The sequence below is a fragment of the Enterobacter sp. WPR_3_1 genome (assembly GCF_003635055.1).
GTDB lineage: Bacteria > Pseudomonadota > Gammaproteobacteria > Enterobacterales > Enterobacteriaceae > Enterobacter > Enterobacter ludwigii.
Genome location: NZ_RBXU01000008.1, coordinates 68,318 through 91,558, shown reverse-complemented (window position 1 = coordinate 91,558; position 23,241 = coordinate 68,318). Strand labels below are relative to the sequence as shown.

General features: G+C 55.7%; 19 protein-coding genes. 4 read left to right on the top strand and 15 right to left on the bottom strand.

Annotated elements, in window-relative coordinates; all coding sequences use genetic code 11:
- Positions 1-255: 255 nt before the first annotated feature.
- Complete coding sequence (iolD, locus tag BJ887_RS02210; protein WP_121339150.1) at positions 256-2,181, bottom strand: 3D-(3,5/4)-trihydroxycyclohexane-1,2-dione acylhydrolase (decyclizing); 1,926 nt, start codon at positions 2,179-2,181, stop codon at positions 256-258.
- A gap of 11 nt (positions 2,182-2,192) precedes the next feature.
- On the bottom strand, positions 2,193-3,698 hold the full coding sequence (locus BJ887_RS02205) for a CoA-acylating methylmalonate-semialdehyde dehydrogenase (RefSeq protein ID WP_121339148.1): 1,506 nt from the start codon (positions 3,696-3,698) through the stop codon (positions 2,193-2,195).
- 278 nt (positions 3,699-3,976) lie between these two features.
- Between BJ887_RS02205 and BJ887_RS02200 the strand changes: the two genes are divergently transcribed.
- Entirely contained in the window at positions 3,977-4,807 is an 831-nt protein-coding gene (locus tag BJ887_RS02200; protein WP_032680493.1) for a MurR/RpiR family transcriptional regulator, read from the top strand.
- 57 nt (positions 4,808-4,864) lie between these two features.
- On the opposite strand, the gene guaA is transcribed toward BJ887_RS02200, so the two are convergent.
- Positions 4,865-6,442 carry a glutamine-hydrolyzing GMP synthase gene (guaA, locus tag BJ887_RS02195; protein ID WP_014171154.1) on the bottom strand — a complete coding sequence of 526 codons (1,578 nt, stop codon included), beginning with the start codon at positions 6,440-6,442 and terminating at the stop codon, positions 4,865-4,867.
- 67 nt (positions 6,443-6,509) lie between these two features.
- Positions 6,510-7,976, bottom strand: coding sequence for an IMP dehydrogenase (guaB, locus tag BJ887_RS02190; RefSeq protein ID WP_020883040.1), 1,467 nt, complete (start codon positions 7,974-7,976; stop codon positions 6,510-6,512).
- Between the two features lie 162 nt (positions 7,977-8,138).
- Here guaB and xseA point away from each other — a divergent pair, with 162 nt between their 5' ends.
- From xseA to BJ887_RS02175, 3 genes are all read left to right on the top strand, one after another.
- On the top strand, positions 8,139-9,512 hold the full coding sequence (xseA, locus tag BJ887_RS02185; protein WP_121339147.1) for an exodeoxyribonuclease VII large subunit: 1,374 nt from the start codon (positions 8,139-8,141) through the stop codon (positions 9,510-9,512).
- A 72-nt stretch (positions 9,513-9,584) separates the two neighbouring features.
- Positions 9,585-10,604 carry a M4 family metallopeptidase gene (locus BJ887_RS02180; RefSeq protein WP_014171157.1) on the top strand — a complete coding sequence of 340 codons (1,020 nt, stop codon included), beginning with the start codon at positions 9,585-9,587 and terminating at the stop codon, positions 10,602-10,604.
- Positions 10,605-10,955 carry a protealysin inhibitor emfourin gene (locus BJ887_RS02175; RefSeq protein ID WP_032678683.1) on the top strand — a complete coding sequence of 117 codons (351 nt, stop codon included), beginning with the start codon at positions 10,605-10,607 and terminating at the stop codon, positions 10,953-10,955.
- Here the strand turns inward: BJ887_RS02175 and BJ887_RS02170 are convergent.
- The 11 genes from BJ887_RS02170 to ndk form a co-directional block, all read right to left on the bottom strand.
- The gene (locus BJ887_RS02170) at positions 10,952-11,173 is read right to left on the bottom strand and encodes a zinc ribbon domain-containing protein (protein WP_025203470.1); all 222 of its coding nucleotides are present in this window, start codon (positions 11,171-11,173) and stop codon (positions 10,952-10,954) included. The two genes, BJ887_RS02175 and BJ887_RS02170, sit on opposite strands and share 4 nt — an antisense overlap.
- Before the next feature lie 52 nt (positions 11,174-11,225).
- Positions 11,226-12,260: an oxidoreductase gene (locus tag BJ887_RS02165; protein ID WP_040018145.1), complete on the bottom strand. Its 1,035-nt coding sequence runs from the start codon at positions 12,258-12,260 to the stop codon at positions 11,226-11,228.
- A gap of 65 nt (positions 12,261-12,325) precedes the next feature.
- On the bottom strand, positions 12,326-13,867 hold the full coding sequence (locus BJ887_RS02160) for a peptide MFS transporter (protein ID WP_025203468.1): 1,542 nt from the start codon (positions 13,865-13,867) through the stop codon (positions 12,326-12,328).
- Between the two features lie 300 nt (positions 13,868-14,167).
- Complete coding sequence (gene der / locus BJ887_RS02155) at positions 14,168-15,640, bottom strand: ribosome biogenesis GTPase Der (protein ID WP_020883033.1); 1,473 nt, start codon at positions 15,638-15,640, stop codon at positions 14,168-14,170.
- A 112-nt stretch (positions 15,641-15,752) separates the two neighbouring features.
- Positions 15,753-16,931: an outer membrane protein assembly factor BamB gene (bamB, locus tag BJ887_RS02150; RefSeq protein WP_014171163.1), complete on the bottom strand. Its 1,179-nt coding sequence runs from the start codon at positions 16,929-16,931 to the stop codon at positions 15,753-15,755.
- Positions 16,932-16,941: 10 nt separating this feature from the next.
- Complete coding sequence (locus tag BJ887_RS02145; RefSeq protein WP_020883032.1) at positions 16,942-17,562, bottom strand: YfgM family protein; 621 nt, start codon at positions 17,560-17,562, stop codon at positions 16,942-16,944.
- Between the two features lie 13 nt (positions 17,563-17,575).
- A complete protein-coding gene (hisS, locus tag BJ887_RS02140) occupies positions 17,576-18,850 on the bottom strand; it encodes a histidine--tRNA ligase (RefSeq protein ID WP_020883031.1) in 1,275 nt (424 codons plus the stop codon).
- Between the two features lie 81 nt (positions 18,851-18,931).
- Complete coding sequence (gene ispG / locus BJ887_RS02135; RefSeq protein WP_014171166.1) at positions 18,932-20,050, bottom strand: flavodoxin-dependent (E)-4-hydroxy-3-methylbut-2-enyl-diphosphate synthase; 1,119 nt, start codon at positions 20,048-20,050, stop codon at positions 18,932-18,934.
- Positions 20,051-20,076: 26 nt separating this feature from the next.
- Positions 20,077-21,093, bottom strand: a complete 1,017-nt coding sequence (gene rodZ, locus BJ887_RS02130; RefSeq protein WP_014171167.1) for a cytoskeleton protein RodZ — start codon at positions 21,091-21,093, stop codon at positions 20,077-20,079.
- Between the two features lie 293 nt (positions 21,094-21,386).
- Positions 21,387-22,553 (bottom strand): bifunctional tRNA (adenosine(37)-C2)-methyltransferase TrmG/ribosomal RNA large subunit methyltransferase RlmN, encoded by a 1,167-nt coding sequence (locus BJ887_RS02125; RefSeq protein WP_014171168.1) that lies wholly within the window; start codon positions 22,551-22,553, stop codon positions 21,387-21,389.
- Between the two features lie 169 nt (positions 22,554-22,722).
- Positions 22,723-23,154, bottom strand: a complete 432-nt coding sequence (gene ndk, locus BJ887_RS02120; protein ID WP_003860625.1) for a nucleoside-diphosphate kinase — start codon at positions 23,152-23,154, stop codon at positions 22,723-22,725.
- Positions 23,155-23,241 lie beyond the last annotated feature (87 nt).

Here is a 23,241-nt window from a genome sequence, read left to right as displayed (position 1 = left end):
ATAAAACATTTATTTCATTTTTATAAATAGTGAAAATTATATTTTTGAGTGCGGGTTAACACTTTTGAGATGATTGAGATAAATTTTGTTATCAATCTCACAACATGGAAGAAGGTGCTACTAACCCCTCACCCCTGCCCTCTCCCCAAAGGGGCGAGGGAGAAAAGAGTGCACTACACCATCCCCTCTCCCCTTTGGGGAGAGGGTTAGGGTGAGGGGAAAATGAAATGAAAATTTCGTTATGGCGGGAAATACTTAATACTGGCGAGCTTTTTTCACCTGCGCCTGGGTTTGCTCGGCGGCTTTGCGCACCGCAGACGATCCCGCGACCTGCGCATCACCGGTTCGCCACCATGACGCGTAATCATGGGTCATGGTTTTTGGCAGCACTTTGATATCCAGCAGCGTTGGGCCAGGATGCGCCCGCGACGCCTCCAGCGCCGCCAGCAGACTCTGCTCGTCGTGGACCCGCCACGCGCGACAGCCGTAGCTTTCCGCGTTCTGGGCGAAATCGACTTTCACCAGCGGCCCGTCAAGCCGGCCTGAATCTGGGTTTCGATGACGGTTTTCCGTACCGAAGCTCCCCATCCCGTGCCCCATCTGCAGGTTATTAATGCAGCCGAAGCTGGCGTTATCAAACAGCAAAACGGTGACGTTGATCCCCTCCTGCACCGCGGTTTGTAGCTCGGAGTGCAGCATCATGTAGGAGCCATCCCCCACCATGGCGTAAACCGGCTGATGCGGGCTGGCAAGCTTCGCGCCTATCGCCGCCGCAATCTCATACCCCATGCAGGAGTAGCCGTACTCCAGGTGATAACTGTCCGGCGTCTTCACCTGCCAGAGGCGCTGTAAATCCCCGGGCAGCGATCCGGCCGCGCCCACAACGATGGCGTTATCTTCGATATGTTGATTGATAAGCCCCAGCACCCGCGTCTGGGTCAGGCGGGTATTGAGCGCCTCACCGTATTCCGCCAGCTGCGCATCAAGGTGCCCTGCCACTTCAGGCGCATCGTCGGGATGCCACTGACGGCCCCATAAGCGCTGGCACTCCGCATGCCAGGCAGATTTCGCCTGAGCAATCTCCTCTCCCCAGTGGCTTCGGTACGCCGGGAGCGCCTGCGTTAAAGCGTGTAGCCCGGTTTGCGCATCGGCAATCAGCGCCGTGGCATCCAGTTTCACGGCATCAAACTCGGCGACGTTTAAAAGCAGGAACTCGACGTCCGGATGGGAAAAGAGCGCTTTGGAGCCGGTGGTAAAGTCCGTCAGGCGCGTGCCGATGCCAATCACCAAATCCGCCCTGGGTGCAAGCTGGTTAGCGGCCATTCCGCCCGTCACACCGATCCCTCCCAGATTAAGGGGGTGATCGCTTACCAGCGCCCCCTTTCCGGCCTGGGTTTCGGCAAACGGCAGTTGCAGCGTCTCGACAAATTCCCGAAATGCCTCATGCGCGCCGGAATAACGCACGCCCCCGCCACACACCACCAGTGGACGGCGTTTACGGGCAATCAACGCCTGTGCCTGGGCCAGACGCTGGGGATCAGGCGGACGGCGTTCAATGTGATGCACGCGACGCGCAAAGAAGCTCAGGGGATAATCCCAGGCTTCGCCCTGTACGTCCTGCGGCAGGCAAATGGTCACAGCCCCCGTCGCTGCGGGGTCAGTAAGCGTTCGCATCGCATTTAACATCGCGCTCATTAACTGTTCCGGACGGTTAATGCGGTCCCAGTAGCGTGAAACGGGACGGAAGCAGTCGTTGGTGCTGATACTGAGATCGTGGTACTGCTCGATTTGCTGCAAAACCGGATCGGGCTGGCGGCTGGCATAGATATCCCCCGGTAACAGCAGGAGCGGAATGCGGTTCGCGGTGGCGGTCGCCGCGGCCGTCACCATATTAGCCGCGCCGGGCCCGACGGATGAGGTGACGGCAAAAATGCGCCGACGGCGATGCTGTTTGGCGAATCCGGTCGCCATATGGGCGATGCCTTGTTCGTTACACCCCTGCATCACCTGCAGGTGGCCAGGATCCTGCTCCAGTGCCTGGCCGATACCCAGCACGTTACCGTGACCAAAAATGGTCGCCACGCCCTCCACGAAGGGCGTTTCTTGTCCATCAATGGAGACATATTGTTGATTAAGGAATCTGACCAGGGCCTGAGCCATGGTCATACGTTCGGTTTGCATAAAACCTCCTGTCAGCCCAGCGTCGGCATGGAGAACGCAGCGCCAGTCTCCTGCTGCATTTCCGGCCAGCGTGCGGTGATGGTTTTCATTCGGGTGTAGAAACGCACGCCGTCGTTGCCGTGGACGTTCAGCGCACCAAAGATCGAACGCTTCCAGCCACCAAAACTGTGGAACGCCATCGGCACCGGGATCGGCACGTTCACCCCAACCATCCCCGCCTGCACCTCTTCGCAGAAGCGGCGCGCGCAGCCACCGTCACGGGTAAATATTGCCGAGCCATTACCATATTCATGCCGGTTAATCAGGTCCACCGCGCAGCTGTAATCTGCAACACGCACCACAGAAAGTACCGGCCCGAAAATCTCTTCTTTATAGATGGTCATCTCCGGCGTGACGTTATCGAACAGCGTTGGTCCGACAAAATAGCCCTGCTCGTGGCCTTTCACGCTGAACCCACGGCCATCCACGCGCAGGCGGGCTCCCTGAGTTTCCCCGCTGTCGATATAGCCCAGCACTTTGTTACGGTGTGCCGAGGAGATAAGCGGCCCCATTTCGTTCTCAGGCGTCTGGTCCAGACCCGGTCCGACGCGCAGCGCGGCAATTTGTTTTTCGAGCCGGGAACAGAGTTCATCAGCGGTGTTATCCCCCACCGCCAGCACCACCGACAGCGCCATGCAACGTTCTCCCGCCGCGCCGAAGGCAGCGCCCATAATCGCGTTCGTCGCCATATCCATATCGGCATCCGGCATTAAGATGCAGTGGTTTTTTGCCCCGCCCAGCGCCTGACAGCGTTTACCGTGGGCGGAGGCGGTCTCGTAAATGTATTGGGCGATCGGCGTTGAACCGACAAAGCTCACAGCCTGCACGCGCGGGTCAGTCAGCAGCACGTCAACCGACTCTTTATCGCCCTGCACCACGTTAAACACGCCGTCAGGCAGGCCGGCGTCTTTCAGCAGTTTTGCCAGCGCGAGCGCCAGAGAGGGATCTTTTTCCGACGGTTTCAGCACGAACGTGTTGCCGGTGGCCAGCGCAATCGGGAACATCCACATCGGCACCATTGCCGGGAAATTAAACGGCGTGATCCCGGCACATACGCCGAGCGGCTGCATCAACGAGTGGCTGTCGACACCGGTGCCGACATTAGCGGAGTGCTCACCTTTTTGCAGATGCGGGATGCCGCAGGCAAACTCCACCACTTCCAGGCCGCGGGTCAGCTCGCCCACCGCGTCGGAGAAGACTTTGCCATGCTCTTCGCTGATGATGCGGGCCAGGCGCTCCATGTTCTCTTCCAGCAGCGCTTTGAAGCGGAACATCACGCGTGCGCGTTTAAGTGGAGAATGACGCGCCCAGCCAGGAAAAGCCTGCTGTGCTGCGGCAATCGCCTGTTCGGTTTCCTGTGCCGTACTCATCACCACCTGACGGATCTGCTCTCCGGTGGCCGGGTTGAAGATTGCCTGAACGCGCTGGCCTGAACCGGTGACACACTCGCCGTGAATAAAATTCGCTACCGTCTCCATCCTTAACCTCTCGCTGTTGATACGTGACTGTTACCTGAACACTATATATGAAACAAATATTCCATTTTAAGTTGAAATAAAATAAATGATGATTATTGTGATCAAGGATGGATTTTTATGTTAACAGCCACCATCACCGGTGCAGCCTGCGCTATTAAGGCATTTCAGGCGTTGAAATGCGTGAAGCTTCTGTTTCATTTTTGAGGCCAGATGGACGGCCGGCATTTAAAAAACGCGGTTTTGCGTTTAGAATCATAAAACTATGCATAGGGGGTAAAATGACCACAGCAACCAGCCTGAATGAGCTGCAGCAGCAAATCCGCGATCGCTACGATAGCCTGAGCAAGAGGCTGCAGCAGGTCTCCCGCTATGTGCTGGATAATACCAACAGCGTGGCCTTTGATACGGTCGCCGTCATTGCCGAGCGTGCCGATGTGCCGCCGTCAACGCTGATCCGTTTTGCCAATGCTTTTGACTTCACCGGCTTCAACGAGATGAAACAGCTGTTTCGCATGAACCTGGTGGAAGAGACCGCCAGCTACAGTGACCGCGCCCGGCTGTTTCGCGAAATGGAAAGTCAGGCCGTCCCGGAAACCCCGCTCGATATTCTGCAGGAGTTCGCCCGTTCAAATGCGCAGGCCCTCCAGCAGCTGGCTGCCCGCGCCGAGCCGGAGATGCTGGAGCGCGCCGTGCAACTGCTGGCCGAAGCCGACACAATCTATATCGCCGGGTTACGCCGCTCGTTTAGCGTCGCCGCCTATCTGACCTACGCCCTGAGCCACCTGGAGTGCCGCCCTATTCTGCTCGACGGAATGGGGGGGATGCTGCGTGAGCAGATCAACCGCATCAAGGCGCAGGACATTGTGGTATCGATCAGCTTCTCGCCGTATGCGGAAGAGACGGTGATGGTCAGCGAAACCGCCGCCAGCGTCGGCGCGCGGCAGATTGTGATCACCGACAGTCAGATAAGCCCGCTGGCCACCTTCAGCGATCTCTGTTTTGTGGTGAAAGAGGCGCAGGTTGACGCGTTTCGCTCGCAGTCGGCGACGCTGTGCCTGGTGCAGTCGCTGGTGGTAGCGCTGGCATATCGGCTGGGCAGTGGGAAGTAACGGAGAATAAAAAACCCCCTGCGCAAGCAGAGGGTTTGGGGTGATATCAGGGGAAAATCATTCCCACTCAATCGTAGCCGGTGGCTTACCGCTGATGTCATACACCACGCGGGAGATACCGTTCACTTCGTTGATAATGCGGTTAGAGACGCGGCCCAGGAAGTCGTACGGCAGGTGCGCCCAGTGCGCGGTCATGAAGTCGATGGTTTCCACCGCACGCAGGGAAACAACCCAGTCGTACTTACGGCCATCGCCCATCACGCCGACAGAGCGCACCGGCAGGAACACGGTGAACGCCTGGCTCACTTTGTTGTACAGGTCAGCTTTGTGCAGCTCTTCAATGAAGATAGCGTCCGCGCGACGCAGCAGGTCGCAGTACTCTTTCTTCACTTCGCCCAGCACACGCACGCCCAGACCAGGACCCGGGAACGGGTGACGGTAGAGCATGTCGTATGGCAGACCCAGTTCCAGGCCAATCTTACGTACTTCATCTTTGAACAGCTCACGCAGCGGTTCAACCAGGCCCATCTTCATCTCTTTCGGCAGGCCGCCCACGTTGTGGTGAGATTTGATGACGTGTGCTTTACCGGTTGCGGAAGCCGCGGATTCAATCACGTCAGGGTAGATGGTGCCCTGCGCCAGCCATTTAACGTCTTCCAGCTTCAGCGCTTCTTCATCGAACACTTCAACGAAGACGCGACCGATGATTTTACGTTTCGCTTCCGGATCGTTCTCGCCGGCCAGCGCGTCGAGGAAGCGCTTCTCGCCTTCCACGTGAATGATGTTCAGACCGAAGTGGTCGCCGAACATATCCATAACCTGCTGCGCTTCATTCAGACGCAGCAGACCGTTGTCCACGAATACACAGGTCAGGTTTTTGCCGATTGCGCGGTGCAGCAGCATCGCGGTGACAGAGGAGTCAACACCGCCGGACAGGCCGAGGATCACTTTGTCATTGCCAACCTGCTGGCGGATACGCTCAACGGCGTCGTCGATGATTTTTGCTGGCGTCCACAGTGCTTCACACTGGCAGATATCACGCACGAAGCGTTCCAGCATGCGCATACCCTGACGGGTGTGGGTCACTTCCGGGTGGAACTGCACACCGTAGAAGCGTTTTTCTTCGTTCGCCATAATCGCAAACGGGCAGTTATCGGTGCTGGCAACGGTCACAAAGTCAGACGGGATGGCGGTGACTTTGTCGCCGTGGCTCATCCACACGTCCAGCAGCGGTTTGCCGTCTGCGGTCAGGGAGTCTTCGATACCGCGAACCAGCGCACTGTCGGTGACGACTTCAACCTGCGCGTAGCCAAACTCACGCTCGTTAGACCCTTCTACGTGGCCGCCCAGTTGCATGGCCATGGTCTGCATACCGTAGCAAACGCCGAATACCGGCACGCCCGCTTCAAACACGTACTGCGGTGCGCGTGGGCTGTTCTCTTCGGTGGTGCTTTCCGGGCCGCCGGACAGGATGATGCCGCTTGGATTGAATTCGCGAATCTGTGCTTCCGTGACATCCCATGCCCACAGTTCACAGTAAACGCCCAGTTCACGTACGCGACGTGCCACCAGTTGAGTGTACTGAGAACCAAAGTCCAGGATGAGAATGCGATGTTTATGAATGTTTTCCGTCATTGACGCTAATTCCGAGGCAAGTGAAACAAATACAGAGCGCCCGGCATGAGCCGGGCGCGGAAATTTATCAGGAGCCCAGACGGTAGTTCGGGGACTCTTTGGTGATCGTCACGTCGTGAACGTGGCTCTCCTGGATACCCGCACCGCTGATGCGTACGAATTCCGCTTTAGTACGCAGCAGGTCGATGGTACCACAGCCGGTCAGACCCATACAGGAGCGCAGGCCGCCCATCTGCTGGTGAATGATCTCTTTCAGGCGGCCTTTATAGGCAACGCGGCCTTCGATACCTTCCGGTACCAGTTTGTCAGCGGCGTTATCGCTCTGGAAGTAACGGTCGGAAGAGCCTTTGGACATCGCGCCCAGGGAGCCCATACCACGGTATGATTTGTAAGAACGGCCCTGGTAGAGTTCGATTTCGCCCGGGGATTCTTCAGTACCGGCCAGCATGGAGCCAACCATGACGGCTGCAGCACCTGCTGCTATCGCTTTCGCGATGTCGCCAGAGAAGCGGATACCGCCGTCAGCGATAACCGGAATACCGGTGCCTTCCAGCGCTTCAACCGCGTCGGATACAGCGGTGATCTGCGGAACGCCTACGCCAGTCACGATACGGGTGGTACAAATAGAGCCAGGACCGATACCGACTTTCACCGCGCTGCAGCCTGCTTCAGCCAGTGCGCGAGCGCCTGCGCCCGTTGCAACGTTACCGCCGATGATCTGCAGGTCTGGGTATTTCGCACGGGTTTCACGAATACGTTGCAGAACGCCTTCGGAGTGGCCGTGAGAGGAGTCAATCAGCAGTACGTCAACGCCCGCAGCCACCAGCGCGTCAACACGCTCTTCGTTACCTGCACCCGCGCCAACGGCAGCACCTACGCGCAGACGGCCATGCTCGTCTTTACAGGCGTTAGGCTTACGTTCTGCTTTCTGGAAATCTTTAACGGTGATCATGCCCAGCAGGTGGAAGTTCGCGTCCACAACCAGTGCTTTCTCAACGCGCTTCTCGTGCATTTTAGCCAGCACGACGTCACGGGTTTCGCCTTCACGGACGGTTACCAGACGCTCTTTCGGGGTCATGTATACGCTGACAGGCTGGTTCAGGTCAGTCACGAAACGCACGTCACGGCCGGTGATGATGCCCACCAGTTCGTTATCTTCGGTGACAACCGGGTAACCGGCGAAACCGTTACGTTCGGTCAGGGCTTTCACTTCGTGCAGGGTAGTGGTTGGCAGAACGGTCTGTGGGTCAGACACGATACCGGATTCATGTTTCTTCACGCGGCGAACTTCTTCAGCCTGACGCTCGATAGACATGTTTTTATGAATAAAGCCGATGCCACCTTCCTGTGCCAGGGCGATAGCCAGGCGCGCTTCAGTCACGGTGTCCATTGCCGCAGAGAGCATAGGAATGTTCAGGCGAATCGTTTTCGTCAACTGCGTGCTGAGATCGGCAGTATTCGGCAGAACGGTGGAATGAGCGGGAACGAGGAGGACGTCGTCAAACGTCAGTGCTTCTTTAGCGATACGTAGCATGGGCAATATCTCTGACCTGGTGGGTGGTTAAATATTGCCGTGGCATTATACAGAGCGTAACCGATTGCATCCACACTTTTTTATAAAAAAACCTTGCACTCCCCTCTCAGCAGGTTACTATCGACTGAATAACTTGCTGATTTAGAATTTGATCCCGCTCACATGTTATCCACTCAATCCCCCGCAATTTTTACTGTCAGCCGCCTTAATCAGACGGTTCGTTTGCTGCTTGAGCAGGAAATGGGGCAGGTCTGGATCAGCGGTGAAATCTCTAACTTCACGCAGCCTTCATCTGGTCACTGGTACTTCACGTTAAAAGACGACACCGCTCAGGTGCGCTGTGCAATGTTCCGCAACAGCAACCGCCGCGTGACGTTTCGCCCTCAGCATGGTCAGCAGGTTCTGGTTCGCGCCAATATCACCCTGTATGAGCCGCGCGGCGATTATCAAATCATCGTCGAAAGTATGCAGCCTGCGGGCGAAGGTGTGTTGCAGCAGAAGTACGAGCAGCTAAAAGACAAACTCTCGCAAGAGGGTCTGTTCGATCAGCAGTTCAAAAAACCGCTCCCCTCACCTGCCCACTGCGTTGGGGTGATTACGTCAAAAACCGGGGCGGCACTGCATGACATACTTCATGTCCTCAAACGCCGCGACCCGTCCCTGCCCGTTATCATCTACCCGACCGCTGTTCAGGGTGATGACGCACCGGGTCAGATTGTCCGCGCTATTGAACTTGCAAACGCACGTCAGGAGTGCGACGTGCTGATTGTCGGGCGTGGCGGCGGTTCGCTGGAAGACCTGTGGAGCTTTAACGACGAACGCGTGGCACGGGCCATTTTCGCAAGCCAGATCCCGGTCGTCAGCGCCGTCGGCCACGAAACGGACGTGACAATAGCTGATTTTGTGGCGGATTTACGCGCGCCAACGCCCTCCGCAGCCGCGGAAGTGGTGAGCCGCAATCAGCTGGAGCTGCTGCGCCAGCTGCAGAATGGTCAGCAGCGTCTGGAAATGGCGATGGACTATTTCCTGGCCAACCGGACGCGCCGGTTTACCCAGCTTCATCATCGCCTGCAACAGCAGCATCCGCAATTGCGGCTGGCCCGTCAGCAAACCGTGCTGGAGCGTCTGCGTCAGCGAATGAACGTCGCGCTGGATATTCAGCTCAAGCGCGCGGTCTCGCGCCAGCAGCGTATTACTCAGCGCCTGAACCAGCAGAACCCACAGCCGAAGATTTATCGCGCGCAAACGCGTATCCAACAGCTTGAGTATCGACTGGCAGACACTATCCGTGCACGTCTTAGCACCACACGTGAACGCTTTGGCAACGCCGTGACCCACCTCGAGGCGGTCAGCCCGCTCTCGACGCTGGCACGAGGCTATAGCGTAACGACCGCCACCGACGGTAAAGTGCTGAAGCAAACGAAGCAGGTGAAAGCCGGAGATGTTCTCACCACCCGTCTGTCAGACGGCTGGGTGGAGAGCGAAGTGAAAGAGATTAAACCGGTGAAAAAAACGCGCCAGCGAAAAACCGGATAATTCTTCGTCGGTTACAAACTATACTGCTGCTATTCCCTTTTATCTGGCCTTGCCCGAACTAAGGAGAGCAGCATGTCTTATCTTCACAGCGTCATTCCCCCCTATATTCTTCGTCGCATTATCGAAAGTGGTTCTGAGCCGCAGCAGCGCTGCGCCCGTCAGACGTTAACGCATGTGCAAACGCTCATGGCGCATATGCCGGGCAAACCCGCCGCGCCGCACGTCAATAAAGCCGGTCAACTGGAGCGTGATATTTACGATGCCAGACAGACGCAGGAGCTGCCGGGTACCCAGGTGCGTTATGAGGGCCAGCCGTCAAATGGCGATGTGGCCGTTGATGAAGCCTACAATTATTTGGGGGTCACTCATGATTTCTTCTGGAAAATGTATCAGCGCGATTCGCTTGATAATAAAGGCCTGATCCTGACCGGTACCGTGCACTATGGCCGGGAATATCAGAACGCCTTCTGGAATGGTCAGCAGATGGTCTTTGGTGATGGCGACGGCGAAATATTTAACCGCTTTACTATTGCCATTGACGTCGTGGCCCACGAGCTAAGCCACGGTGTCACCGAGACCGAAGCCGGGCTTATCTATTTTGAGCAGTCTGGCGCGCTAAATGAATCATTGTCAGATGTATTTGGCTCGCTGGTCAAACAGTACCATCTCAAACAGACCGCCGATGAAGCCGACTGGCTGATTGGTGAGGGGCTGCTGGCAGACGGTATTAACGGCAAAGGGCTGCGCTCCATGTCAGCGCCCGGCACCGCCTATGACGATCCTCTGCTCGGTAAAGACCCGCAGCCTGGGCACATGAAAGACTTTATCAAAACGCGCGAAGACAACGGCGGCGTACACCTGAATTCAGGTATTCCCAACCGGGCGTTTTATCTGGCCGCGAAGGCGATTGGGGGTCATGCCTGGGAAAAAGCGGGATATGCCTGGTACGACACAGTTTGCGACCGTCACCTGGCGCAAGATGCCGATTTTGAGGCCTTCGCAAAACTGACGGTTGCCCACGGCGAGAAACGGTCCGGTGGCGACGTGGCGGCTGCGATAAAACAAGCCTGGGAACAGGTGGGAGTGCTGTAAATGCAGGTTCCGGAACTCACAGATGACGCCGTCGTTGAGCTGGCCCGGGAAGGCGGCGTCGCTTTTATTCCTAAGCTAAGCGGCCAACGCACCATTACGCTTTCGTCACTCAACGAGGCCCAGCGTCAGCGCGTGGTAAACATCCTGGAGCAGGCATTTCCACGCGGCCAGCCGCCGGGTGAACCCACCTCGCCAGGGAGTGGCGATCAGCGTTATTTTCGCATCCAGATAATCTGGACTCAGCACAATCAGGCCCAGTACACCGATATGATTGTGCTGGTGCCTGAGCAGGAAGCCCCTGAGTCGCTGGTCGAGCTGTGGCAGAAAGGCGAAGGCTGCGTGTGTGATTAAGCCTCAGCCGGGACAAACTCCACGCGCTTTTTCGAAATCAGGCCGTGGCCGTTCTGGCAGAAATAATCCACCGCACCGCAGGCTTTTAAGACCTGGAGTGGCTGATGACATTCCGGGCAGCGGGCTTCGAGCGCGATATCCTTATCGCAGTGCTCACAGTGGGCGACGCCATTTTGCACTTCAAGCTCTGCGTGGCAATCCGGGCAGGTAATCGACATGATGACTCCTTTGCTGGGCATTCTGTAATACGTTGATATTAACACGCAGCACTCAGTGCGGGCCACGCAGCTGTTGCTGTAAGGTCAGCAGCAGTTCTACTTCCGCCATTCGACGGCGTGTCGTCCGGCTCACTTCTTCCGGGTCACATTCGAACAGACTTTTCTGCCCCAGAATGCGCTCTGCCAGGCAGTGCGTATAAATCGTGCCTGGAATATGCCAGCGCTGAACCCGATCGCCGTCCGTCAGCACGAGCACATCTTCTGCTCCGTGACGATCGTGGCTTATGACGCGCCCGTCATGCAGATACAGCCGTAACCCTTTTTGCCCGCCTGACGGTCCCGCATATTTGTTGAGCCAAATCTCCACCGGAATGCCACTAAGCTGCCCGCGAAGATGAGCGCTGCCCTCTGCCGTGGTGAGATCGCCCTGTTTGATCTCACGCCCAAGCCGGTCAGTAGCGGCCACCACCTGCAGCGTCATATCATCCCCGCCCCCCAGATAACGCACCGTTTCACGCAGCATCGCCAGCACATGCGTGCCGATGTCCAGGATAACGCCGTCAGGATGGCGAAGCGTGCGGGTGTCCACTTCACCCGTCGCGAAGTTAAGCGCGACAGGTTCTCCTTTTGCGTTAAACCCGCTCGGTTCCTGCAAAAAACCGTCAATTCTGGCGATATCAGCAAAAGTCCCGATCAGCCCAAGCTGAACCGTTGCGAGGCGCGCCATCCAGTGGTCAAGTGCGAGCACACGGGACGCCGCACCGGGCAACGCCAGCAGTCTGTTCAGTTTTTCGAGCTGCGAGAGCGTGGCGACGATGGGTTTTTCAACCACGATCCGCGCCACCGGAGACGCCAGGGCGTACTCCAGCACCTCAAGATGCTGCAGAGAAACCGTGGTAATAAACAGGGTATCAAGAGGATGCGAGAGAAGTTCGGTGAGAGAGGCGCAGCGCGTTACGCCTTCAGGGTGCCTGCCAGGCTGAACATCAAAACCCAGGCAGTGCAGTGAATCGCCATACAGATTGTGTAGTGCGGGTAAATAAGCGGTTTCCACCACCGCGCCAAGCCCAACAAACCCTAACAGCATCTTCTACCTCGTCGAGTAAATTACCGGGGCAAACGCCTGCCCCGGTATCGACGAGCGAGGCGTTATCAGGCGTTAGCGGCCGGTTTAGTCTGCGCATTTTCCAGCATGCGACGTACCGGAACAATGAGGACGATCAGCACCGCAGCACAAATCAGCAGCGCGATGGAGCAACGTGCGAAGAGATCCGGCAGCATATCTAGCTGGTCGGCCTTCACGTGACCGCCAATCAGACCTGCCGCCAGGTTGCCCAGCGCACTTGCGCAGAACCACAGGCCCATCATCTGCCCACGCATTCTTTCCGGTGCCAGCAGCGTCATGGTCGCCAGACCAATCGGGCTCAGGCACAGTTCCCCCAGCGTCAGCATCAAAATGCTCCCCACCAGCCAGAATGGCGACACGCCCGCGCCACCGTTATTCAGTACGTTCTGCGCAGCCAGCATCATCAGACCAAAGCCTGCGGCGGCACACAAAATACCAATAACAAACTTGGTGATACTGCTCGGACGAATGTTCATGCTGGCAAGTTTCGGCCAGGCCCAGCTGAATACCGGCGCCAGCAGGATGATGAACAGGGCGTTAATCGACTGGAACCATACCGCCGGGATTTCGAAGTCACCGATCATGCGGTTAGTGTAGTCGTTGGCAAAGAGGTTGAATGACGTTGGCTTCTGCTCGAAGGCGGACCAGAAGAACGCAGCGGAGACCAGCAGAATAAAACAGACCAGAAGTCTGGCACGCTCTTTACGATTCAGGCCCGCAAAAAGGAACAGGTAGATAAAGTAGAGGGCAACGGACGCCGCAATCACGTAAACCAGCACGCTGGCTACCGCAACCGGGTTAATCACAATCACACCCTGCGCGATCAGCGTAACGATAACAGCTACACCCACAGCCAGCGCCAGCAACCATGCGCCCACGCCGTTTCTTTTCACCACCGGGCTATTCCAGGTCGAGTCCAGCCCCACTTCGCTGTCATAGCGTTTCATTGCCGGAACCGCAAACACGCGGAAGATGATCAGGGCAACCAGCATCCCGATGCCACCAATGCCGAAGCCCCAGTGCCAGCCGTGAGATTTAATCAGCCAGCCGGAAATCAAAGGCGCGATAAACGAGCCCATGTTGATGCCCATGTAGAACAGCGAGAAACCACCGTCACGACGCGCATCGCCTTTTTTGTACAGCGTCCCCACCATGACCGAGATACAGGTCTTAAACAGACCAGAACCGAGCACGATGAACATCAGGCCGATAAAGAACAGGTTATCGCCCATGATGGCCGAAAGCGCAATCGACAGGTGGCCGAGCGCAATCAGGATAGATCCGTACCAGACGGCTTTCTGCTGGCCGAGCCAGTTATCCGCCAGCCAGCCACCCGGCAGTGCGGCCAGGTACATGGTGCCGGCAAAGATGCCCACAATTGCCGACGCGTTTTCACGTGCCAGCCCCATCCCGCCGTCATACACGGTGGCAGCCATAAACAGGATCAGTAATGGGCGAATGCCGTAAAACGAGAAACGTTCCCACATCTCGGTAAAGAACAGCGAACCGAGCGGATAAGGGTGGCCGAAGAACGTTCGGCTTTCTTTTTGATTAACAGAGGATTGCATAATTCTCCCAGGAAGGTATGTGTCGTGCTTGTAAACACCAGCATGTACGCCGGCCAGTTACGTATCTGACCGATTTTTTACATGCGGCGAAAAGTTAGTTAACCATTTGATAACCAGTCGCTAGTTTTGTCTAGTACCGGACCCTGGACTTTAAGATGAAAATTCGATGATTGTCTACTTTCTTAGATTTAAACTTGGTTAAAAGTGAATAGTGATTGACATCACACAGAGAGGACTGGCGGTATGAGCGGGCGAAAAAAAGCCCGCGATCAACGCGGGCTTCAGAAAGAACGGCAACGCTTATTTGCTTTTCTTAATGTGCTTAATCAAACGCTTACGCTTACGCATCTGATTTGGCGTCAGGGTATTGCGCTTGTTGGCGAACGGGTTCTCCCCTTCCTTGAACTGGATGCGGATTGGCGTGCCCATTACGTCCAGTGATTTACGGAAGTAGTTCATCAGATAGCGCTTGTAGGAATCCGGCAGGTCTTTAACCTGGTTGCCGTGAATTACCACGATTGGTGGGTTATAACCCCCGGCGTGAGCATATTTCAGCTTCACGCGACGACCACGCACCAGCGGCGGCTGATGGTCTTCTGCTGCCATGTTCATGATACGGGTCAGCATGGCGGTGCTCTGACGACGGGTGGAGCTGTCGTACGCTTCACGCACGGACTCAAACAGATTACCTACACCGCTGCCGTGTAACGCAGAGATAAAGTGCACGCGAGCAAAGTCGATAAAGCCCAGACGGAAGTCGAGCGTCTCTTTCACCTGCTCTCTCACCTCATTACTCAGGCCATCCCATTTGTTGACCACGATAACGAGTGAGCGCCCACTATTCAGAATGAAGCCGAGCAGAGAAAGGTCTTGATCGGAGATACCTTCACGCGCATCGATGACCAGCATGACCACGTTGGCATCTTCAATCGCCTGCAGGGTCTTGATAACGGAGAATTTTTCCACCACATCGGTGATTTTCCCGCGCTTACGTACGCCTGCGGTGTCAATGAGCACATACTCACGCTCATCGCGCTGCATCGGGATATAAATACTGTCGCGGGTGGTGCCCGGCATGTCGTAAACGACCACACGCTCTTCGCCGAGGATACGGTTAGTAAGTGTAGACTTACCTACGTTTGGACGGCCCACGATAGCCAGTTTGATCGGCAGATCCTGCGGGTTGAAGTCGTCTTCAGGCTCTTCCTCGCCCGCTTCGCCGTCTTCGAACTGCGCCCAATATTCGGCGTCTTCATCGATCTCTTCCGGCGGGTTAACTTCATCAACCCACGGCAGCAGAACAGTTTCCAGCAGGCTGGTCACGCCACGGCCATGAGATGCCGCGATCGGGTAGATTTCGCCCAGACCTAAGGACCAGAAATCCGCAACCGCCTGGTCTGCATCAATACCGTCAGTTTTGTTCGCCACCAGGAAAGTGGGTTTTTCACGCGAGCGCAGATGTTTCGCAATAGCGGAGTCCGCCGGCATCAGGCCTGCGCGAGCGTCCACCATAAACAGAACCACGTCAGCTTCTTCAATCGCCAGCAGCGACTGTTCCGCCATACGGGTTTCAACACCATCTTCTGTCCCGTCAATACCACCGGTATCAATACAGATGAACTCGCGTCCTTCTACTTCTGCACGACCGTACTTACGGTCACGCGTCAGCCCCGGGAAATCCGCAACCAGCGCATCACGGGTGCGTGTTAAACGGTTAAAAAGAGTGGATTTTCCAACGTTAGGGCGCCCGACAAGCGCGACCACAGGTACCATGTTTGAAGCCTCATAAAATTCAAATAAACGTCGCATTTGCGGCGTTTTTAAAAATGTCAAAACGGCTCCTGAGTGAACAGGAGCCGTTTAGTATACTACAACCGCTGGGTAATTAACGCGTGATCGCGTACAGCGTGCCGTCTTTTGCCTGAATCAGCAGTTTGCCGTCAGCCACGACCGGTTCCGTCAGGAAACCTGAGCTGTCGACTTTTTGCTGAGCAACAAAACGACCGTTGTCCGGGTCAATCCAGTGCATATACCCTTCGCTATCACCCACCACCAGGCTACCGTTATACAGTGCTGGTGCGGTCAGCAGACGGTGCAGCAGATCGCTTTGCGTCCACAGCGTAACACCACCTTCGGTGCTGAGCGCCAGCAGACGGTCGTTCTGATCGACCATATAGATACGGTTGCCATCAACCACGAAATCATTTACCGAGCCCAGTTCACGTTTCCACATGACCTGGCCGCTGCGCAGATCCAGCGCGGTCAGGTTACCGTTATAGGCCAGTGCGTAAACCACACCGTCTACGATAACCGGGGTCGTGTCGACATCGCTCAGACGATCGATTTCCGTTGAGCCTGTCGCCTGGGAAATACGCTGCTGCCAGATCATCTGGCCTTGCTGCATCAATACCGCACTTACACGACCGTTGTCACCGCCAACAATGGCAGCACCAAAGGCGGTAGCCGGCGCAGATTCACCGCGCAGGGACAAGGAAGGCATATCCAGGTTCACGGTCCATTTCACCAGACCATCGGCTTCGTTCAGCGCCTGCAGCTGGCCGTTGCTGGTGTGGATCAGTACCATGCCGTCGCTCACGACCGGACGAGACAGAGACTCACCGGCCACGGAGGTTTGCCATGCAACAGAACCATCGCTGGTGTTGAGAGCATAGACCTGGGCTTTTTCGCTACCCACGTACACATGCCCACCGGCAACGGTCAGACCGCCAGAAAGCAGTGCCGGTTTACGAGAGAACCAGCCGTCTTTTTCCGCCAGGTTAACCGACCACACTTCTTTCCCGTCATCGGCATTAACCGCCTTCACGGTACCTTTGCGGTCAGCCGCATAGATAACGCTGTCGGCAAAAGCCGGGTGCAGGTTGGAATAAAAATCACCAATACCATCGCCCACGGAGGTGCTCCACGCGGTGGACGGGGTAAACTGGTTTTCAACAGTCGGCAGTGGGGACATTTTCACAACGTCTTCTTCGCCACTGAACAGTGAACAGCCACTCAATAACGTAACAGAAAGCAGTCCTGGCAGAAGTAATTTACGCAATTGCATCGGGTCCCTCTCAGACGGACAAATTATTTATTTTCATCTGCATCATTTCGCTCAGCGCAGGTGAAGCTTTGCTCTCTACGCCAGCTTGCCACGCTTTACGCGCGCCCGCTTTGTCACCTTTGCTCAGCAGTGCTTCACCGCGCAGATCGGCAACAATGGCAGCAAAACCTTCGCCTTTGATGGTATCGAGCGTTTTCAGCGCATCGTCAGCTTTTTTCTGCTGAACCTGAATACGAGCCAGGCGCAGATTGATTACCGCTTTCAGATTTTCATCACTGGCGGCGGTTAGCCCTTGTGACAGCAGGCTAGCGGCTTTATCCAGCTCGTTCTTATCAACGTACTGCTGCGCCACTTCCAGTGCGGCCAGCGCACCGTAGGTGTTTTTGTTGTCAGCGGCAAATTTCTCTGCCGCCGTCAGCGTTTGCGGCTGATCGGCACGGATTGCGCTAACGGTATTTTCATACGACAGCGACGCGTCACGCGCGGAGTCCGCCTGATGACTGTTCCAGTAACGCCAGCCTACCAGCGCACCGACACCTAAAATAACCCCAACAACCAGCGCCTTGCCGTTTTCGACAAAGAAGCGTTTAATCGCGTCGACCTGATCGTGTTCGTTCTCGTAAATTTCCACGCAGTCCTTCTCCTTAGCCCAATAGAGTGCGCAAGTGCGCCGCAACGCCGTCCTGCGTTACCGTTGTCTGCTCACCAGAGCGCAGGTCTTTCACAACCACTTCGCCGTTAGCCACTTCGGACTCGCCCAGCACCAGTGCAATACTTGCGCCCCATTTATCGGCACGAGCAAACTGTTTTTTGAAGTTGCCGCCGCCATGGTTGGTCATCAGCTTCACGTCCGGCAGTGCATCACGCACACGTTCCGCAAGCTGCATTGCCGCAGGCTGCGTTTCCGCGCCTGAGGCTACCAGGTATATATCGACAACGGAATCTGCTTTAAATTCCGGATTTACTGCCTGAACCAGCAAAACAAGTCGTTCAAGACCCATGGCGAAGCCAACGCCAGGGGCTGGACGACCACCAAGCTGCTCAACCAGACCGTCATAACGACCGCCGGCACACACGGTGCCCTGGGAACCGAGGCTGGATGTCACCCACTCGAACACGGTGCGGTTGTAGTAGTCCAGACCGCGCACCAGACGCTGGTTCACGGTATAAGCAATGCCCGCGGCTTCCAGCAGTTTGCACAGACCCGCAAAGTGCTCACGTGACGCTTCGTCCAGGTAGTCGCCCAATGCAGGTGCATCGTTCAACAGCGCCTGTACGTCAGGATTTTTGGAATCCAGCACGCGCAGTGGGTTGCTGTACATACGACGTTTGCAGTCTTCGTCCAGCTTCTCTTTGTGCTGCTCCAGGAACGCAACCAGTGCGTCACGGTAGTTCGCGCGTGCTTCCAGAGAACCGATGGAGTTCAGTTCCAGTGAGACATGCTCAGCAATGCCGAGCGCACGCCACCAGCGGGCAGTCAACATAATCAGTTCGGCGTCAATGTCCGGGCCCTGCAGGCCAAAGACTTCCACACCCAACTGGTTGAACTGGCGATAACGACCTTTCTGTGGACGTTCGTGGCGGAACATCGGGCCGATATACCACAGGCGCTGCTCCTGATTGTACAGGAGACCATGTTCGATGCCGGCGCGTACGCAGCCCGCCGTGCCTTCCGGACGCAGTGTCAGGCTGTCGCCGTTGCGGTCCTCGAAGGTGTACATCTCTTTTTCAACCACGTCGGTCACTTCGCCGATCGCGCGTTTGAATAACGGGGTCTGCTCTACAATCGGCAAACGGATTTCGCTGTAACCGTAGCTGCCGAGCACCTGTTTGAGTGTGCCTTCAATGCGCTGCCAGATGGCGGTTTCGCCAGGCAGATAATCGTTCATGCCGCGGATGGCTTGAATGTTTTTTGCCACGTTTATTCTCTTTCTATATACAAAAAAGAACCCAAAGAATGGGTTCAATCATACATGGGAAGCGCCACGCTTCCCATCACGTTATTTTTCAACCTGCTGAATGCTGATGCGCTGCGCTTCATCCATCATTGTTGCTTTGGCACGGATGCGAGCTTCAAGCTGGTCGATCATGTCACTATTATCCAGACGATCTTTACGCACGCCATCTTCATAGAGACCACTTTTCTTGTTACCGCCGGTGACGCCGAGCGTTGACACCAGGGCTTCACCCGGACCGTTCACCACGCACCCGATGATGGAGACGTCCATCGGGGTGATGATATCTTCCAGACGTTGCTCAAGCGCATTCACCGTGCCAATCACGTCAAATTCCTGACGTGAACAGGTTGGGCAGGCAATGAAGTTGATCCCACGTGCGCGGATACGCAGTGATTTGAGGATATCGAAACCGACTTTGATCTCTTCTACCGGATCGGCCGCCAGCGAAACGCGCAGGGTGTCACCGATCCCTTCCGAGAGCAGCAGCCCCAGACCGATCGCCGATTTAACGGAACCGCTACGAAGGCCACCGGCTTCCGTAATCCCGAGGTGCAAAGGCTGATCGATCTGTTTTGCCAGCAGGCGATAAGACTCTACTGCCAGGAACACATCTGAGGCTTTTACGCTGACTTTGAACTGATCGAAGTTCAGACGATCAAGATGATCAACGTGACGCATCGCGGATTCAAGCAGCGCCTGCGGCGTTGGCTCACCGTATTTTTCCTGCAGATCTTTTTCCAGGGAACCGGCGTTAACGCCGATACGGATAGGAATATTTTTATCGCGGGCGCAATCCACCACCATGCGGATACGCTCTTCGTTACCGATGTTGCCCGGGTTAATACGCAGGCAGTCGACGCCATATTCAGCAACTTTCAGCGCAATGCGGTAATCGAAGTGGATATCAGCAACCAGCGGAACGCTGACCTGCTGTTTGATCAGTTTGAACGCCTCTGCGGCATCCATTGTCGGCACGGAGACGCGAACAATGTCCGCGCCTACACGTTCTAACGCTTTGATCTGATTGACCGTCGCTTCCACGTCTGTGGTGCGCGTGTTGGTCATCGACTGGACGGCGATAGGGGCCCCATCGCCGATTGGCACATTACCAACGTAAATCCGTTTCGATTTTCTACGTTGAATCGGAGCCTGGTTATGCATGAAAAATCTCCCGCGTTGCCCGTCTGTTACTGTGCTGCTGATTGTTCGGCATTAACGGTAAGACGCGCAACCTGGTTAGTTCTGATAAAGCGGCTCAGGTCGACAGGTTTTCCTTGATACTGGATCTGTACTGCTGCCGGAGCGCCGATTTTAAGTTTATACGGTGCTTGGCCAGTTAGGTTTAACGTGCCATCTTTACGCTGCAGACCACTGAACAGTTTTTTACCTGTTGCATCGGTCACTTCCAGCCAGCAGTCAGCAGAGAAGTTCATCACCAGCGCATTTGGGTCCGCCGCCGGCGCAGCCGTTCCGGCCGGGTTGGTTGGCAGTGACGCAGCACCGTTGTCCGCAGGCTGAGTGGCCGCTGGCGCGTTGGTCGCGGTATCCACGTTTGCCTGAGAAGGGGCAACCACCGCGTTTGGATCCTGAGCCTGAGGCGCAGGGGTATTAGCCGTTGCGGCGGGTGCCTGCCCGGCATCGGTTGCAGGCGCATCGGTCGCGGCAGTCTGCGGCTCGCTGGAGGTGGCAGCACCTTCGGTATTCAGCGGCACGCTCTGAGCGTTGTCATTGCCGGACTGATTGAGCTCGGCGGAGGATTGATCGGCCATGGTGGTGATCTCTTCCTGCTGCGCCTTGTGGTTTTGCCACCACCATGCGCCCGTCAGGCCGATCACCACAAACAGCACCAGCCAGGTAAAGCTCATCAGCCAGCCATCACGTTTTTTACGACGTTTTCCCAGGGAGAAGGTCTGCATCGGCGCAACTTTTGCTGCGCGGACCGGTGCCTGCTTCTCCATCATTGGCAGTAATTCTTCTTCAGGGATATGCACCAGTTTTGCATAAGAGCGGATGTAACCACGCAGAAATGTTGAAGCCAGATCGGCCGGAGCCTTATCTTCTTCAATATCGCGAACCGTGGAAACCTTCAGACATAAGCGTTCTGCAACGGCTTGCTGGCTGAGTCCGAGTTGTTCACGGGCGTTGCGAAGACGAACGCCAGTGGAGAGTGCTTCATGTTGGTCGTGAGTGGCTTCAGTATTCATTCGCTACAACTACTGGTACGTGAAAAAAAAGGGTTCAGGTGCCGGTAAGTCACAATGCCACCCGCACCGCGAAAGTTCTGATCAGTTAACCTTGAACAGACAGTATAAGACTGTCAGCCCGGAGATGACAGCACAGCCCTGCCCGTCAGGATAAACTGTTGTTACGTCGTTACATACTGCCCGAAAGTCGGATGAAACGCACCGTAATTATTGATCAGTCATCACGAATCTGACTGATTATTCAGTAAGATTATGCTTCACGGCGCAAATAATGCGCCGTGAGTGCATAAGAATCAAACAGCTTTGACCGCAATCGTCTCGCCCTGCATACGTTTACGCAGGGTACGTTTGGTACGGTCAATCACATCACCTGCCAGCTGTCCGCATGCAGCATCGATATCATCACCACGGGTTTTACGCACGATAGTGGTGAAACCATACTCCATCAGCACCTTGGAGAAACGGTCGATACGGCTGTTCGAGCTACGGCCATAAGGCGCGCCCGGGAACGGGTTCCATGGAATCAGGTTGATTTTGCACGGCGTATCTTTCAGCAGTTCAGCCAGCTGATGCGCATGCTCGGTACCGTCATTTACGTGATCGAGCATGACATACTCGATCGTCACGCGGCCCTGGTTCGCGTTGGATTTCTCCAGGTAGCGACGCACGGCGGCGAGGAAAGTTTCGATATTGTACTTTTTGTTGATAGGTACAATTTCGTCACGGATTTCGTCGTTTGGTGCATGCAGGGAGATCGCCAGCGCAACGTCAATCATGTCGCCCAGCTTGTCCAGTGCAGGCACTACGCCTGACGTCGACAGCGTTACGCGACGCTTGGACAGACCAAAGCCGAAGTCATCCAGCATGATTTCCATCGCCGGAACGACGTTGGTCAGGTTCAGCAGTGGCTCGCCCATGCCCATCATCACTACGTTGGTGATTGGACGGGTCCCGGTTACTTTCGCCGCACCGACGATTTTCGCCGCACGCCACACCTGGCCGATAATTTCAGACACGCGCAGGTTACGGTTGAATCCCTGTTGAGCGGTTGAGCAGAACTTGCACTCCAGCGCACAGCCTACCTGAGAGGAGACGCACAGCGTAGCGCGGTCTTCTTCCGGGATGTAGACGGTTTCAACGCGCTGATCGCCAACGGCAATCGCCCATTTGATGGTGCCATCGGCAGAGCGCTGCTCCTCCACCACTTCTGGTGCACGGATTTCAGCCACTTCTTTGAGCTTATTGCGCAGCACTTTGTTGATGTCAGTCATGTCATCAAAGTTGTCGCTGCAATAGTGGTACATCCATTTCATGACCTGATCGGCACGAAACGGCTTCTCGCCCATCTCTTTAAAGAACTCGCGCATCTGCTGACGGTTCAGATCCAGCAGGTTAATTTTTCCATTTTTATTTGGAACCGCAGGAATGGCGACTTCGGAGGTATTCACTAATTCAGACATAATTTTTTCCGGCCTCGTTGTTACACGTTATGGCCCATGGAGGGTTGAAAAGAAACGCCCCGGAAAGCAGTCTGCTCGTCCGGGGCGTTGCATTGTACAAAGTCTGGCGCAGGGATGCCACGTCTGCACGCGGCATTTACGAAAATAATGTGTAAACGAAACCGTTAAATTAACGGGTACGTGGACACACTTCGCCTTCAGCGAAGAAGAACGCGATTTCACGAGCGGCAGATTCAACAGAATCGGAACCGTGGGTGCCGTTCTCGGTGAAGCTGTCTGCATAGTCAGCGCGCAGGGTACCAGCCAGTGCGTTATCCGGGTTGGTCGCACCCAGCAGGTCACGGTGACGCTGTACTGCGTTTTCGCCTTCCAGTACGGATACAACGATCGGGCCAGAAGTCATGAACTCAACCAGACCGTCGAAGAATGGACGACCTTCGTGCTCAGCGTAGAAACCGCGAGCCTGCTCAACGGTCAGGTGCAGCATTTTGGTGCCAACGATTTTGAACCCTGCTGATTCAAAGCGAGCAAAGATGCTGCCAATAACGTTTTTTGCCACCGCGTTTGGTTTGATGATGGAAAAAGTACGTTCAATAGCCATGATAACCTCTGTAAATGTTCTGTTGTTTTTCATACCTGAGTATGGTGTGGCGCGGATTATAATGAGCAATAGCGCCATTGCCTATGG

Coding starts and splice junctions, on each gene's coding strand:
- ndk (WP_003860625.1), bottom strand. CDS start 23,154: ATGGCTATTGAACGTACTTTTTCCATCATCAAACCAAACGCGGTGGCA.
- der (WP_020883033.1), bottom strand. CDS start 15,640: ATGGTACCTGTGGTCGCGCTTGTCGGGCGCCCTAACGTTGGAAAATCC.
- xseA (WP_121339147.1), top strand. CDS start 8,139: ATGTTATCCACTCAATCCCCCGCAATTTTTACTGTCAGCCGCCTTAAT.
- guaB (WP_020883040.1), bottom strand. CDS start 7,976: ATGCTACGTATCGCTAAAGAAGCACTGACGTTTGACGACGTCCTCCTC.
- BJ887_RS02165 (WP_040018145.1), bottom strand. CDS start 12,260: ATGCTGTTAGGGTTTGTTGGGCTTGGCGCGGTGGTGGAAACCGCTTAT.
- BJ887_RS02125 (WP_014171168.1), bottom strand. CDS start 22,553: ATGTCTGAATTAGTGAATACCTCCGAAGTCGCCATTCCTGCGGTTCCA.
- iolD (WP_121339150.1), bottom strand. CDS start 2,181: ATGCAAACCGAACGTATGACCATGGCTCAGGCCCTGGTCAGATTCCTT.
- ispG (WP_014171166.1), bottom strand. CDS start 20,050: ATGCATAACCAGGCTCCGATTCAACGTAGAAAATCGAAACGGATTTAC.
- rodZ (WP_014171167.1), bottom strand. CDS start 21,093: ATGAATACTGAAGCCACTCACGACCAACATGAAGCACTCTCCACTGGC.
- BJ887_RS02200 (WP_032680493.1), top strand. CDS start 3,977: ATGACCACAGCAACCAGCCTGAATGAGCTGCAGCAGCAAATCCGCGAT.
- BJ887_RS02180 (WP_014171157.1), top strand. CDS start 9,585: ATGTCTTATCTTCACAGCGTCATTCCCCCCTATATTCTTCGTCGCATT.
- guaA (WP_014171154.1), bottom strand. CDS start 6,442: ATGACGGAAAACATTCATAAACATCGCATTCTCATCCTGGACTTTGGT.
- bamB (WP_014171163.1), bottom strand. CDS start 16,931: ATGCAATTGCGTAAATTACTTCTGCCAGGACTGCTTTCTGTTACGTTA.
- BJ887_RS02205 (WP_121339148.1), bottom strand. CDS start 3,698: ATGGAGACGGTAGCGAATTTTATTCACGGCGAGTGTGTCACCGGTTCA.
- BJ887_RS02175 (WP_032678683.1), top strand. CDS start 10,605: ATGCAGGTTCCGGAACTCACAGATGACGCCGTCGTTGAGCTGGCCCGG.
- BJ887_RS02160 (WP_025203468.1), bottom strand. CDS start 13,867: ATGCAATCCTCTGTTAATCAAAAAGAAAGCCGAACGTTCTTCGGCCAC.
- BJ887_RS02170 (WP_025203470.1), bottom strand. CDS start 11,173: ATGTCGATTACCTGCCCGGATTGCCACGCAGAGCTTGAAGTGCAAAAT.